The sequence below is a fragment of the Chitinophaga agrisoli genome (assembly GCF_008386695.1).
Classification (GTDB): Bacteria; Bacteroidota; Bacteroidia; order Chitinophagales; family Chitinophagaceae; genus Chitinophaga; species Chitinophaga agrisoli.
The window spans coordinates 2283666-2298382 of record NZ_VUOC01000004.1; the positions used below are offsets into that span (position 1 = coordinate 2283666).

Sequence of the window (14717 nt, forward strand, 5' to 3'; positions counted from 1 at the left end):
TATTATTTTATCCTGAATATAAAAGATGAAGCGGTCATAAACTGTCCGCCCTGCGCGGCGGTAAACATATAAGCGGGTTTACCCTTTAACATCAGCAGCTGTGGTCTTTCAAAACGGCCATACCGCTTTAGCGATGCCGGCGGCGCCGGTTCCTGTATATGATAGTGTGCGGCATCATAATACGCAATGGAAGGAAGAGACCATTTGAGGCCATCCTTTGCTTCCATATATAAACCGGACCGCTGATCATATACGCCCATATCCCGGGCCAGCATATTAAAACGGCCCTGCCCGTACCATACAAAAGCATCTTCCAGCTGTTTGTTATCACCCAGGCCGGAAAAGTCTATCAGCGGGTTATGCGGATATTTATGATAAGGCCCTTCCGGTTGCTGCGCAATGGCCAGCCCGTATTTGCGGTTGCCGCGGATGGGTTTACCCGCATCCCGCTCATAGTCTGCCGTATTCCATGATTTATAATACAGCCAGTACTCGCCATTGGGATGATGCACCAACGCAGGGTTGGTGGTACAATGATCATCCCAGTCGCCGGGCGCGCCGGCTTCCAGTAAAGGCGTATCACTACGTTGCCAGGGCCCGTAAGGGGAGTCTGCTATCGCCAGCCCTATACGTTTTGTATCTGTTTTACCATTGGAATTACCCATGTAAAAAAGATAATACTTATTTCCGATCTTTTGAATGTTCGGGTTATGGCAGGTAGTAGCATCCCAATAACCGGGCCCTCTGGGAGACAGTACCGTTTGCACAAACGTAAACGGTTTTTCCGGGTGATCAGCTACCGCATGGGCGATCTCTGATCCTTTGATCCATCCGCCCATGCCCAGCTTAGCCGGCCAGCGGGAAAAGAAGACGTGGATCTTTCCATCTTCCCCTTCTACCGGGCTATTACACCACACATACCAGTCTTTCATTTCCAGCGCACGGCCTACGGGGTGCAGGTGTTTGCTGAAGGCGGATATGGGACGTTCCTGCCATCCCATACCCGCCAGCCTGCTATACAATAAAGTGCTGCCCATACCGGCAAGGAAAGCTCTTCTTGAGATCATATGATTAATTGTGTGCCGTTGCGTTATTGGCTATCTCTACCGCATACACTTCCTGCACGCCTTCAAAATTGGCCCTGAAAATAATCCATTTGCCATCTGGAGAGAAATGCACATTAGGCTCCAGCTTGTAGTTATGATGCTGCATACCTACCAGTTTCTCTGATACAAACTTATCTCCCTCCGGACGGAACAGGTAGATCCATTCCCCATCCGGGGCTTTTGCCACCTGGCCAGGGTTACCGCCATCTCCGGCAAACAGCTGCTGTTTGACGTCAGTAGTATAGTGGATGCTCCACTCATTCCGATCCAGCGAGTACTTTCTTTCCTTCAATGTTTTTACATCCACGCCACCCAGGTAAAAGGTCACGCTGCGCGGCTGCTGCAGATCAAACCAAATGGTCTTTCCATCCGGTGAAAAGAATTCATGCCCGGCAATTTCCATATCCACGGTGCGCTTGTGCATCAGCCGTACTTTTTTTGTGTTGATATCAATGGTCCAGATACGGTCTACTTTATGCCAGGGGCCTTCATGACAGAACATCAGTAATGAGGGATCGGTAGACGAGAACTGCACATGGTTCAGCCAGGCGCTGTCTGAAAAGATCTTACGCAGCGATCTGGTGCGCAGGTCTATCACGAATAAGGTGCGCGGCAGATGGGCATCATAGATCTTACCGAAGTAATCATGTTTCTCCGGGTTTGCTTTGGAGATAGCCTTTTCTGCATCGGTTGACCAGGCGCCACCCAATAAGGTCTCGTCTGCATTGAGCGTAGTGATGCTGCCTTTAAAATCAGCCGGGAATACAAAACGCAGTTCTGTTTTTTTCGTGTCAATATTGGTAGAGAACACGCTGTCCTTGATCTGGTAAAATACATTCCTGCCTTTAGGCGCGGCAATTTCCCCATTCATAGGAGACGCCTGCTGCGTGACCTGCTCTGTTTTTAAGGTGCTCAGATCAACGGTGTAGATCTGTTTGCCCGCTTCGCCGGTATTGTAGAACACCATTTTATTACCAATAAAAGGGTTGTTATGAAAATAGAAGCTGGCATTGGAGCCGGGCAGATTGGTAAGGCGTACTACCTTATGATGCGTTTTGCTGTCGATCCAGGAGGCGGGCATGGGTTGTTGCCCGCCGGTTTCCATTACCTGCTGTGCCATGGTTACAACAGTAGGCGTAGCGCATAACAACGCAAACAATAGTGTCTTCATGTGGAATATTTTTCTGATTAATAATAACCGTTGTTCTGATCGTACAGCCCGGGTTTTGCCAGTATTTCCGCTTGTGGCACCGGGTAAATAATAAACTGGGGCACTACCTCATGCACGGTGGCTGTTGCACTATCGCTGGCGATCCAGGCGTTCATGGTGCTCACGGCCATGCCTTCGCGCACCAGGTCGTTCCAGCGGAGCCCTTCTCCCAGGAACTCTCGGCGGCGCTCTTCCATCAATGCCGCCAGGGTTACATTGGCTGTAGGCCCTACGCCGGCGCGGCTTCTTACCTGGTTTACGATATTATCAACATCCGCCTGTGAGCCGGTTGCGCCGTGTAGAATACATTCCGCCTTCATCATCAGCACATCCGTATAGCGCAATACGATGAAGTTGATCGGCCAATCATCCCGCTTAGTACCCTTTCTATTCATGTCAATGTATTTCCGGATAAAGGGACGTGTAGTATCCATTACCGTTGGCGCGGATGCAGATGGAGCATAGGCGTGCTGTATGGAGAAAGTATCCCGTTTATCCACGCCGCCGCCTGCGTTATCGCGGTAAGACTGCAGCATATTCTTTGTTACATTGTAAGAGGCGGAGCCATAACCGTTGCCATAACTTTGCAAGCCCAGACCGGTCCAGTAAGTATCCGGCACTAGCTGGCTGGGAAAATCCGCGCCGTTGGTGGTGGACACAAATTGTATATCAAACAGTACCTCTTTATTATTCTCGTTGGTATAGGAAAAGATGCTGGCATAATCATTCAGGAAGGCATAACGGCCGCTGTTGATAATATCATTGAACAGGGCCAGCGCTTTATCATACTCGTTGCTGTTAAGACCAGGGCCGCCGTCTATACCATAGGTAGGGCCGGATTTTGTCATATACACCAATCCCAGCATGCCTTTGGCAGCAAAGCTTGTGGGCCGGCCCAGGTCTGCGTTGGGATAAGAAGCCGGCAGATTATCTATAGCATACTGCAGATCCCCTATGATAAAATTATACACGTCTGGTACTGGGCTTCTGCCAATATTGCCCACTTCTGTAATGGTCATCACCTTATCAATAATGGGCACTTTGCCATAGAAACGCAGGAGGTTGAAATAATAGAATGCCCGTATGAAACGGCATTCCGCGGTAAAACGCCTGCTCAGCGAATCCGACAGGATGCCGGTACCTTTTGCAGCGATAGCATCCAATACGGTATTGGCATTGTATACTCCGTTGAATGCATCATTCCAGGCGCTTACAATAAAAGCAGTGGTGGTAAGGTTGGGCGAGAAATCGTTGATGCCCTGCCAGTCACGGTTACCGTCAGAGGCAGGATTCACATTATCAGAGCGCATCTCCCCCATCCACATGGCCCAGTCCGGGTAGGCCCGCAGCTTGTTATAGACGCCGTTAACGGCCTGCTGAAAATCACTGAGATTGGTATAAAAATTCTCCGTGGTAATATTGGAAACAGGGTTCAGGTCCAGCTTCTTGCTACAGGCGCTCAATATCACCAGTGAAAACAATATTGAAATATATGATAGACGTTGCATGAGATGATCAATTTAAGTATTCGCTAAAAAGTAACATTTACGCCAACGATAACTGTTTTGTTGAGCGGCATAGCGCCATAGTCGCCGGGTAAAGGGTAGCTGCCGCTGCCGCTTACGTTGGTATTCTGCGCCTCGGGGTTTACGCCGCCTTTATAGTTATCCCAGCTAAACCAGTTCTGCAGCGTGGCATATACGCGGGCATTATTGATGAAACCAGATTTGAGATAACGTTTCAGGTTATAACCCAGGGTAATGTTCTGTATGCGTACAAAATTGGAAGAGTACAACCAATCAGTGGTGAACAGCGGTATGGTATAACCCAGCCCGATCTTGCCCCTGGGCGCATTGGGATTAGGGTTGGCAGCCGTCCACCTGTCACGCCAGACCCCCAGGTTGGTAGCGCGGCCATTGGCCGGGTTGTCAATAGCGCGGGCCAGGAAAGAATAAATGGAACCGCCCGTTTGGCCATACACCTGTACGTTCAGGTCAAAATCTTTATACTTGAAAGTGTTGGTGATGCCCCAGGTAAATTTGGGCGTAGGCTGGCCGGCAACCACACGGTCGTTCGCATCGATCTTGCCGTCTTTATTAGCGTCCAGGTATTTGGCGTCACCTACGGTTTGTCCGCTCAGTTTGGCTATTTTGGCGTCTGCCATATCTGCTTCCGTTAAAGTGCCAATGGTTTTTATCAGGTAAAAGCTATACATGGGCAGCCCTTTCTGCAGCAGGAAAGCAGGGTTACCGCTATAGGCCGCAGATACGTTAATGGGCGCATCATCCGGGCCAAGTGATAATACCTCATTCTTATTGTAGGCAACATTGGCATTGGTGCTCCACTGGAAATCGCGTTTTACGATGTTCATGGTGTTTACCGCCAGCTCCACACCAGTATTTTTTACCGCGCCTATATTCTGCAGGCTGCTGGTAAAACCGCTGGCAGCGGGAACAGGAATGTTCAGCAGCAGCCTTGTGTTCCTTCTTTCATATACATCAAACACGATGTTTACCCGGCTCTTTAACAGCGAAGCGTCGAAACCGGCATCATATGTATTTGACATTTCCCATTGCAGCAACGGGTTGGGAATACCGTTAGGGATCTGGCCGGTTACGGTAACCGGGGTATTGCCGCCAAAGCTGTAATTAGCGCCGGTGAGCAAAGCCTGGGTGGCATAATCGCCTATGCTGTAGTTACCCGCCCTGCCCCAGCTGGCGCGCAGCTTCAGATCGTTAAAAAGGCTCTGGCGTTTCATAAATGGCTCTTCAGAGATACGCCAGCCTGCGGATACAGAAGGGAAGGTGCCCCATTTGTTAGCGCTTCCGAAACGGGATGAACCATCCCGGCGGATGCTGGCGCTAAGCAGGTATTTATCGCGGAAGCCATATTGCAAGCGTGTATAATAAGAGAGCAGCGCGTTATTGCTTTCCGTAGTGTTACCCGTTACCGTTACACCATTTGTATTAGGAATGGCATTGTTGAGCGTAGTTACAATATCGTTGGCAAAGCCGCCGGCAGTGCTTAGCGTAAAGTTCTCGATATGCACATAGTTGTAGGAGAAACCCGCCACCGCGGAAATGGTGTGATCTGTGCCGATGCTATGGTTATAGCTCAGCGTATTCTCGTTCACAAAGTTCTGCTTTTTATAACCGCTGTAAGAGCCGGAGGAGTTCTTACCTGGCTGTGCTAAATACTGGGCCGGATTGCCGGTAGCAAAATCAGACGTATATTTTTTAGTGTTCTGGTTCGCTTCATCATAGTTGAGGGTAGATCTGAATGCCAGCCCTTTCAGCAGCTCATAATCGCCATACATCGAGTACAGGATACGCGTGGTTTTATTCTGGTTGATGGTATGGTTTAGGAAAGCTACCGGGCTTACGCTGGAGGTAGCCCAGGGATACACGGAGTTTTTCCCGGCGCCTGAGTTGATACCTGCGGTATCTTCCACAATGGGCGCCATGTTGAATAATTTCATCAACTGGTTGTCCTTCCCTTCCGCGCTGGGCGAGTTCGTTTCTGAGTAGGTAGGCGCCAGGTTAAACCCGAACTTTAGCCGTTTGGTGGCGTTCACTTCGATATTAGCCCTGGCGGCGTAGTTCTTGTAACCAGAATTGATCAATACACCTTCCTGGTTCAGGTAATTGCCGGAGAAGAAATAACGTACTGCATCCGTACCGCCGCTTACAGACAGCTGATAGTTCTGGAAAGGCGCCGCTCTGAAAGCAGTATCCTGCCAGTCCACATATTCCAGCCCCGGATGGCCGGGCATGGTCCATCTGTCATCCGGCATAAAGTTATTATTATAGGCGCCCGGCGCAAGTCCCAGGATAGCCCTGCGTTCGTCATTGGTTTGGGAAGCCGTTCTGCCCGCGCCGGAGTTCACCCATTTATAATTGGCCAGTTCTGTAGCCTGCTCAATCCATTCTTCCGGCGAAAGCACATCCAGTTTCCTGGCAGCGCGGCTAACGCCGGCATACGCGTTAAGCGCTACCTGCGGTTTGCCAACGCGGCCTCTTTTGGTAGTGATGATCACCACCCCGTTAGCCGCCCTGGAGCCATAGATAGCGCCAGCGGCAGCATCTTTTAATACCTGTATGCTTTCAATATCATTGGGATTAAGGTTGTTCAGCGGGTTACCGGTAAAACCACCGGAAGCGCTCTGGCTCACCACATCCAGCGGAAAACCATCTATCACATACAGCGGCTCTGTACCGGCGCTGATGGAGCCGGAGCCCCTAACCTGTACGCTAAAACCCGCGCCCGGCATAGTGGTTTGCTGCCGGATCTGCACGCCCGGCATCTGGCCAATAAGCGCCTGATCAACACGGGTAACCGGCCGCTCTTCAATCCCTTTTGCATTGAAGGTAGCCACTGCGCCGGTAATATCGCGTTTACGGCTGGTGCCATAACCGATCACCAGCACCTCTGTAAGGCCCTGGTTCACTTTGGAGAGCTCAACGGTGAGTTTGGGATCACGTGGATCCGCTATTTCCCTGGTCTCATAGCCTACATAAGTAAATATCAAACCCGCCATTTTGTGCACATTCAGGTGAAAACGCCCCTGTGCATCGGTAACAGTACCTGTATTAGTGTCTTTAACGCGTACGTTTACGCCTGGCAGCGGTGATTTATCATCAGCATCCAGTACCTGGCCATCGATAGGATGACCACCCTGGGCAAAACCGTTGGAATACTGGATCACCAGTAAGGCGCACATCAACAAAATGCGGAAGATGCGCGAGGGATAAGGTTGGAAGGTTTCATTTTTCATGTGGAGTAGAATTTGAATCAAAATGTTTCATAACAGGAAATAAAAGAGCAGGGCGCAAGCGAGGATGAAGAGCAGGACCAGCACCTTTTCCAGCCTTTTTAGCTGTTTGAGATGCTGCTGCCGGTTATGTTCATGTTCTACCTGCATACTATGTTATAGTTGTACAATGTCCACGCTACCGGCTGTCCCGGCCGGCATACCGCTTATCTCCAGTATTTGCGTTGCTGCATCATAGTCCCATTTGATGGCAGCAGTGCCAGTTACATTCTTTGGTTTTGCCGGCAGGTGTACTTTCAGCAAAAAGCGCTTTAAGGTACTTTTATAGTTGGCAGTTGCCGGCGCTATCGAGATCTTCAGATGTTCATTCACAGTATTGCTGCTAATGGTAGTGGTAGCAAATTTCCCCTGCTGGTAATCCAGGCTTTTCCCATCATCTTCATACAGCCTGAAAGCTGTGTTTTCGCCCGGGTAGATATCTAATGTCAGCGTATCGATCACCCGCTCGCCTACATATTGCTGCACAGGCTGGGTGGGGATGATACTGCCGGCTTTTATATACAGCGGCAGCTGATCCAGCGGCGTTACCACATTCAGGTATTGTTTGCCTGCATAGGTTTTACCTGTCCAGTAGTCTATCCACTGGCCTTGCGGCAGGTATACGATACGGGTGGCAGCGCCTTTTTGCGTTACCGGGCATACCAGCAGGCTGCTGCCCAGCAGGTACTCGTCGGTGATATCATATACATTTGGATCATCCTGGTAAGCCAGCACCAGGGCCCGCATAAGGGGCATGCCCGTGGTGTACATATCATAAGCGTTGCTATAGAGATAAGGCAACAGCTGGTAACGTAGGTGGTCATATTTTATGAAATTGGCCAGCGCCTCCTTACCATAGTTCCAGGGCTCTTTGTAACCAGGATGGTCCATACCAAAGACCATGGCCACAGGGCTCAGCATCCCGAACTGGCACCAGCGGATATACAGCTCCGGATCCGCGGGGCGTTCAAAGCCGCCCATACAATGCGCCCAGTAGCCTACGCCAGACAATCCGATATTAAGACCCGCACGTATCACCGGTTCAAAATATTGCCACTCACTGGGCCAATCGCCCGCAAAAATGTAAGGATAACGCTGAATGCCAGCCCAGCCTTCGCGGGTCTGGTTCATGCCCCGCATGCCATTATAAGCCGCAAATTTTTCGTAGGGCGCTTTGGTATAGGCAAGCGGAAATATATTGTGCAGCTTACGCACGGCATCGCCCGTAGGGCCTACTTTATTGCTCTCGTTGGCCAGGTGGCCAAAGGAGCTGCCTTCGTCTGTTTTAAGGAAACGGGCGCCAATGCTGGCCACTTTCATCACGGCATGGTCCCACCACCAGTTTACGGCGCTGCTGTCAAAATAGTTAGGAAACTCACCGGGGCCTTTGGCTTCCGGGTAGGTATACCCGCCGGCAACGGCATTATCCAGCAACCGGTTGTGCAGGCCATTATCCAGGCGGGGCCGTATATGCAGGCCTACTGCGCCAAAATGCATGGCGTACAGGGTATCGAACATGGTCTTGGGATTGTTGAAGGTTTCCCGCCATTCGAAACTGGTAGCGCCTTTTCCGCCGTTTTTACCAAACAGGCGCCAGGTAGAATCCAGGAACAGGATGTCTACCGGGATACCCAGTTCCCGGTAGCGCCGGGCCAATGCCAGCACATAACTTACGGAGGTATGCTGCTCATATCCCCAGGTGCCGCCGCTGTAGGTGCCTACGTGCAGCCCCATGGCAAACGAGGGCATTAAGGGAGAGCGGCCCGTTAGCGCGGTGTACTGATCCAGTATGCCGGCAAAACCGGGACCATATATAAAATAGTAGTCCAGCTCCGCGTTGCCTTGTTCGGCGCTGAAGGTGTATTGATCAGGAACGGTACTGCCCATATCCCAGGTAGAGGCAAAGGAGCTATGCAGGAAAATGCCGTATCCTTTGGTGCTCATAAAAAAGGGGACCGGGCTGTAGTTGGCCGCTAGTATATTATAGGCGCCGGTAGCGTGGGGCATGCCGGACCCTCTTTCCACATTCAGCCGTACGGTTTTGCCGCGGCGGTCCAGGAAATCCATCCGCTCCCCAAAACCAAAGAAATGCTCATCCGGTTGTAATCTTTTCCGGCAACCGGTGCTATCGGCAGACAATAATGCGCCGGCGCCCGATTCTGAAGATAACAGGCGCCCATCCGCCGTAAATACGTCTATAGTGAAAGGCTGTTTATTAACGATCACCCGCAGGGCATCCGTCTGCAATTCGAAACGGGCAGTTGTTTCCTTTGTCCGCACATCCACCGCCGGCCAGTCGTAAGCGGTGACCATCCATGGTTCATTAGGCGCAAAACTGCCATTACGGCTGGCGCGCACCCTAAACATGGCAGGCGTACAAAATTCCACTTGTACTTCCGCACTGGTAGTGGTGAAATGAACTGTGTTCCCTTTTTTGTTGAAGTCCTGCCGGTAGTCCCCTATTTGAGCCTGTACATATAATGCCTGTAGCATCATTGTCCCGGTTACCAGCCATCGTACTAAAATTCCCCTTAACATATTTCGCGTTGATTTAGTGAATCCCCCCTGTCCGCTATAAAATTGGCAGTAAAAACGGGTTCAGCACATGGAGAAATTGCTTTTATGCTGTAAAAATGTACAGTGCGCGGGGTGACTAGGAGAGCATGGGATGGAAATTTTGTTATTTATTGGCAAATTCCGGTAGCCTTTAAAATTCCGTTATGCAATCACTGAAATGTGTATCCAACATTTGCAGCTGTATTTTGCTATTCCTATGTCATATAGCTGCATATGCCAACCAATCCGCCGTCAATTCCACTTTTAATAGCAGTATTGGCCTGGAACAACTCACTACCCGCGACGGACTTTCCCAGAATACAGTGCGCTGCCTCCTGCAGGATAAAAAAGGATTTATATGGATAGGCACCCTGAATGGCCTGAACCGGTACGATGGCAAAAAATTCATTGTATACCGGCCGGAATACGGGAATCCACATTCCATCAGTGACACCCGCATCCGCGAGCTGCATGAGGACCGTTATGGTTTTATATGGGTAAAAACCTTTGAAGGCAGGTTTCATTGTTTTGATCCGGTACAGGAATCATTTATAGCATATAGCCTGGGCAATGAAGAGCTGAGCTATGACCAGCTGTTCCAGTCATCCACAGGCGACACCTGGTTATATGGCCGGTCCAATGGCTGCCTGCGCGTGCAGCGTAAGCGGGGCATATTTGTATCCCAGCGTTATCCGCTACCGGGCAGTCAGCATGTGAATTTCATGTATGAGGACGGGCAGCATAATATCTGGATCGGTACGGCCAATGGATTATACCGCATAAATGCAGACGGGAAACTAATGGACAGCTTTGCCGCCACCTCCGGCGGTCAGCATTATGATTTTATACAGGCATTTGCCGGAAACGGGCAGCTCTATTTTGTGAGCCGCCAGCAGGTATTTGCCTACCATCTGCAGTTGCATACTTTTACCGCCCTGCCCATGGAGCAGCCCCTGGCGCTCACCGGCGCAGCCTGGTTAAACAGCGCTACCTTGCTGCTGGGCACCAGCCGCGCAGGGGTTAAACTGCTGCAACTGGGCTCCGGGAAACTGTTGCCTGCAGGCGGCATTTTTGGAGAAGAAATACCTGGGCATATTGATATCACCACCTCTCCCCAAAAAGAAATATGGGTAAATAACCATTCCGGGACTATCTGGTATTACGACCCGGTACAACCACATACCCGGCACTTTACGGTAATACCATCACCGGTAATGCGGCTGATAGACGACGACCGTTTAAGCTTTAAAACAGACAACAAACAAAATACCTGGATCACCAGCTATGGCGGCGGCCTGTATTGTTATAACCGGCTGGCAGATACCCTGCAGCATTTCAGTTATCATACCAATGACCCGGACGGGCTTAGCTCCAACTACCTGCTAAGCGTACTGACAGACCGCTCCGGCCTGATATGGGTAGGCACGGAACATACCGGTTTAAACAAACTGGTGCCGCAATCCTTTACGGTTGCCCATTACTACCCGGATACAAACAGCCCGCGGCATTATACCGCCAATATTGTAAAAACATTGTTCGAAGACAGCCGGGGGAATATCTGGGTAAGCACCAAGAACGGATCATTAAACCTCTACAATAGCCAGCTGCAGAAGCTTCGCTCCATGGAGCACCTGTTTCCCCATCAAAGCACCAATATATATTGTATAGAAGAGGATGAGAAAGGGTATATATGGCTGGGCACCAAGGGACAGGGATTATATATAGTACACCGGGACTCGCTGCAATGGCCGGCCCGCCAGTTTATGATGCCCGAACAGGAAGCCGGCAGCAATAAAAGCAACCTGTTGTACACCATTTTAAAAGACCGGCAACACCGGATCTGGATCGGCAGTTTTGGCGCAGGGCTTTACCTGGCCACGTATAAGGGCGGCCGTGATCTTACGCTTTCCAACTATTTTGGCACCCACGAAACCTTAAAAGACATACGCTGTTTGCTGCAGGATAAGGCAGGAGATATATGGGCAGGCACCAATAATGGGCTGATCGTATTTAACCCGGATCAGCTGCTGCAGCATAAAACGGCATTCAAAGTATATCAGTCCGGGCTACGGCATCCCAACGGATTAACCAGTAATGTGATCAAGACCATCTGCGAAGATCATGCAGGGCGGATCTGGATAGGCACCTATGGTGGCGGCTTTAGCCGTTTTATACCCGCGGCAGGCAAGCAACCCGCCTCTTTTCAGACCTATACCACACAACAGGGCCTCTCCCACGATATTGTGAACGGCATGATGGAAGATGAGCAGGGCGATCTCTGGATCAGCACAGAGAATGGCCTTACCAGATTTGATCCCGACAAACATACTTTCGAGATCTTCTATTTTTCCAACAGCACCCTTGGCAACCTGTTTGCCGAAGCAGCCTGTTGCAAAAGAAGGAACGGCCAGCAGCTATGGGGCTGTATGGATGGATTTTATAGCTGCTATCCTTCTCTCATGAAAACAGATAGTGTAGAAGCCCCTGTGATGCTCACAGGCTTCAGCATTGCCGGTGGCCCGGCCAGGCGCAGCAAAGGACAGTCTGCCATCGGCAGCGCCAAAGAGATCATCCTGGAACCCGGGCAAAAAGTATTCAGCCTGGAATTTGCCTCGTTGGCTTTCCGCAATCCGCAGCAGAACAAATACACTTATATACTGGAGAATTATGAAGATGAGTGGAACCCACCAGCCGGTTATAACATCGCCACTTACCGGAACCTGCCTCCGGGCGAGTACACCTTCCGCGTAAAGGGCACCAACAACGATGGTAGCTGGAGCCGGCAGGAAGCCTCCGTACGTATTATTGTAAAACCGCCTTTCTGGCGCTCTTTGCCCGCCTTTATATTATACGGCTGTGTGATAGTAGCGCTGGTGCTGGGTATACGCCTGGTGCGCAAACGGATCTATCATCTGCAACATGCCGTAGCGCTGGAAAAAGAGCTGACAGAATACAAGCTGAACTTCTTCACCAATATATCACACGAGTTCCGCACGCCGCTGTCGCTTATTGTAAGCGCCATGGAAAACCTGTTGCCCGGCCAGCAAAGCACCTGGCAAACGGGCAAACATCTGCACATTATGCAAAAGAATGTGCACCGCCTGTTACGCCTGGTGGATCAGCTGCTGGACTTCCGGAAGATCCAGCACCAGCGCATGCAGCTACAGCTGCGGGAGCTGCCGGTGATCACCTTACTACGGGAGCTCTGTGATAGCTTTAACGACCTGGCGGAACAGAAACGTATCCGCCTGCAGTTCAACAGCAATGTACCGGAATGGGTGATGTGGGTGGATGATAATAAGCTGGATAAGATCCTGTACAACCTGCTCTCCAACGCGCATAAATTCACGCCTGCCGGCGGCAGTATAGAAGTACGCGCCATTGTAGATGAGATGGCCGGCACCCTGCAGATCCAGGTGGCTGATTCCGGTATCTCCATCCCGGACAATAAACGCGACCAGATCTTCCAGCGTTTCGCACAGCTGAATACCAAGGTAACGGGAACGGGCATAGGATTATTCCTTACCCGGGAACTGGTAGAATTATTGAAAGGACAGATCAGTTTTCAAAATAATCCCGCAGCCGGTGTAACCTTCACCGTTACCCTGCCCCTTTCCAAAGACGTATACGCAGCAGAAGATCTGATGGCGCCAGACGCCGCCACGGAGGCTGCCCGCGCTACCTCCCTGCAGGCGGCATACATACCGGATGCAGCCGGCCTGGAGCTGCCGGAGCCCTGCTCCCGTTACAAAGTGCTGGTCATTGAAGACAACCCGGACATCTGCGATTACCTGGCCACACAGCTGGGGAAATATTTTCATGTACATACTGCCATGAATGGCCGCGAAGGCCTGGCCATGGCAATTGATATAGCCCCGGACCTGGTGGTATGCGATGTAATGCTGCCGGAAATGAATGGCTTCGAAATTACGCGCCGCATCCGTAATGAGTTCCAGACCTGCCATATACCGGTGGTGCTGCTAACTGCCCTCTCCTCCGGCGAGCATCAGCTACAAGGCGTAGACGCCGGCGCAGATGCTTATATCGCCAAACCTTTCAGCACCCGCTTTTTGCTCACCACCATTATCCGCATTATTGAACAGCGGGAAAAGATCCGTAAACGTTTCTCCAATGATCCCGGTTTCTTTGAAGTGACCATTGCCGAAAATGAAGCAGACCGCAAGTTCCTGGACCGCCTGCATTTCAGCATTGACCGCAACCTGGATAATGCCCAGTTCTCTGTAGATGAATTTGCCGCGGCGCTGAAGCTAGGCCGTACCTTGTTTTATAAGAAGGTGAAAGGGCTTACGGGATATTCGCCCAATGAGTATATAAGGCTGGTGCGTTTAAAAAAGGCGGCGGAGTTGTTGAATACCGGGGAGTATACAGTGGCAGAGGTGACGTATAAAGTGGGGATGAATGATCCGTTCTATTTTAGTAAGTGCTTTAAGGCGCAGTTTGGTATTCCGCCATCGGCGTATTTGAAGAAGGTGAAGGCGGGGTGATGATTAATACATGTAGACAGCTAACCGGCCGGTGATGTAATGTCCATAGTAAAGCTAGCAGCGATGCCTGTATTTAGCTGAACATATATAAAACAAAAAAGCCTGTTTCAGTTTGCACTAAAACAGGCTTTGCTTTCAGAGCGGAAGACCGGGCTCGAACCGGCCACCTCGACCTTGGCAAGGTCGCGCTCTACCAAATGAGCTACTTCCGCGTTTTGATAAAAGAACTTTGCTTTACTTTTTCAATTGGGATTGCAAAGATAAGCAAGAATCCGTAATTACCAAATTTATTTATACTTCGGATTGTAGAGTGTGTTATCCGGTACAACTACATCAGGCTTACCTTTATAACGGTGCGCATACAAGTTGCAACTGCCGGCAAATACAAATGCCACAATGCAGAAAACGGACATATAAAACATGAAGCGGGAAGAAGAAACCCAGTCGTTGGAGATGTCGTTCTTATTTTCAATTGTATTTTGTTCCATATCTATTCTTTTTCGCGTTGCAAACTTACAGCATGTGAAATA

Annotated in this window: 7 protein-coding genes and 1 tRNA gene; 1 reads left to right on the forward strand and 7 read right to left on the reverse strand. The window is 50.4% G+C overall.

The annotated features are described in order from the left end of the window. Positions 1-2: 2 nt before the first annotated feature. The 5 genes from F0L74_RS28070 to F0L74_RS28090 all read right to left on the reverse strand — a co-directional run bounded on the left by F0L74_RS28070 (position 3) and on the right by F0L74_RS28090 (position 9664). Positions 3-1067 (reverse strand): glycoside hydrolase family protein, encoded by a 1065-nt coding sequence (locus tag F0L74_RS28070; protein WP_149841214.1) that lies wholly within the window; start codon positions 1065-1067, stop codon positions 3-5. A 4-nt stretch (positions 1068-1071) separates the two neighbouring features. After that, positions 1072-2277, reverse strand: coding sequence for an oligogalacturonate lyase family protein (locus F0L74_RS28075; protein ID WP_149841215.1), 1206 nt, complete (start codon positions 2275-2277; stop codon positions 1072-1074). 17 nt (positions 2278-2294) lie between these two features. Beyond that, positions 2295-3824 (reverse strand): RagB/SusD family nutrient uptake outer membrane protein, encoded by a 1530-nt coding sequence (locus F0L74_RS28080; RefSeq protein ID WP_149841216.1) that lies wholly within the window; start codon positions 3822-3824, stop codon positions 2295-2297. 23 nt (positions 3825-3847) lie between these two features. After that, complete coding sequence (locus F0L74_RS28085) at positions 3848-7090, reverse strand: SusC/RagA family TonB-linked outer membrane protein (RefSeq protein WP_246197837.1); 3243 nt, start codon at positions 7088-7090, stop codon at positions 3848-3850. A gap of 153 nt (positions 7091-7243) precedes the next feature. Then, the gene (locus tag F0L74_RS28090; protein WP_188316208.1) at positions 7244-9664 is read right to left on the reverse strand and encodes a glycoside hydrolase family 31 protein; all 2421 of its coding nucleotides are present in this window, start codon (positions 9662-9664) and stop codon (positions 7244-7246) included. 182 nt (positions 9665-9846) lie between these two features. Here F0L74_RS28090 and F0L74_RS28095 point away from each other — a divergent pair, with 182 nt between their 5' ends. Then, entirely contained in the window at positions 9847-14187 is a 4341-nt protein-coding gene (locus F0L74_RS28095; RefSeq protein WP_149841217.1) for a two-component regulator propeller domain-containing protein, read from the forward strand. Between the two features lie 139 nt (positions 14188-14326). On the opposite strand, the gene F0L74_RS28100 is transcribed toward F0L74_RS28095, so the two are convergent. Both F0L74_RS28100 and F0L74_RS28105 read right to left on the reverse strand, forming a co-directional pair. Beyond that, positions 14327-14399, reverse strand: a tRNA-Gly gene (locus F0L74_RS28100). Positions 14400-14474: 75 nt separating this feature from the next. Next, positions 14475-14675 (reverse strand): hypothetical protein, encoded by a 201-nt coding sequence (locus tag F0L74_RS28105; RefSeq protein WP_149841218.1) that lies wholly within the window; start codon positions 14673-14675, stop codon positions 14475-14477. Between the last annotated feature and the right edge of the window lie 42 nt (positions 14676-14717).

Bases quoted from the DNA above. Each gene is read 5' to 3' on its own strand.
- F0L74_RS28070 (WP_149841214.1), bottom strand. From the start codon at position 1,067: ATGATCTCAAGAAGAGCTTTCCTTGCCGGTATGGGCAGCACTTTATTG.
- F0L74_RS28075 (WP_149841215.1), bottom strand. From the start codon at position 2,277: ATGAAGACACTATTGTTTGCGTTGTTATGCGCTACGCCTACTGTTGTA.
- F0L74_RS28080 (WP_149841216.1), bottom strand. From the start codon at position 3,824: ATGCAACGTCTATCATATATTTCAATATTGTTTTCACTGGTGATATTG.
- F0L74_RS28085 (WP_246197837.1), bottom strand. From the start codon at position 7,090: ATGAAAAATGAAACCTTCCAACCTTATCCCTCGCGCATCTTCCGCATT.
- F0L74_RS28090 (WP_188316208.1), bottom strand. From the start codon at position 9,664: ATGTTAAGGGGAATTTTAGTACGATGGCTGGTAACCGGGACAATGATG.
- F0L74_RS28095 (WP_149841217.1), top strand. From the start codon at position 9,847: ATGCAATCACTGAAATGTGTATCCAACATTTGCAGCTGTATTTTGCTA.
- F0L74_RS28105 (WP_149841218.1), bottom strand. From the start codon at position 14,675: ATGGAACAAAATACAATTGAAAATAAGAACGACATCTCCAACGACTGG.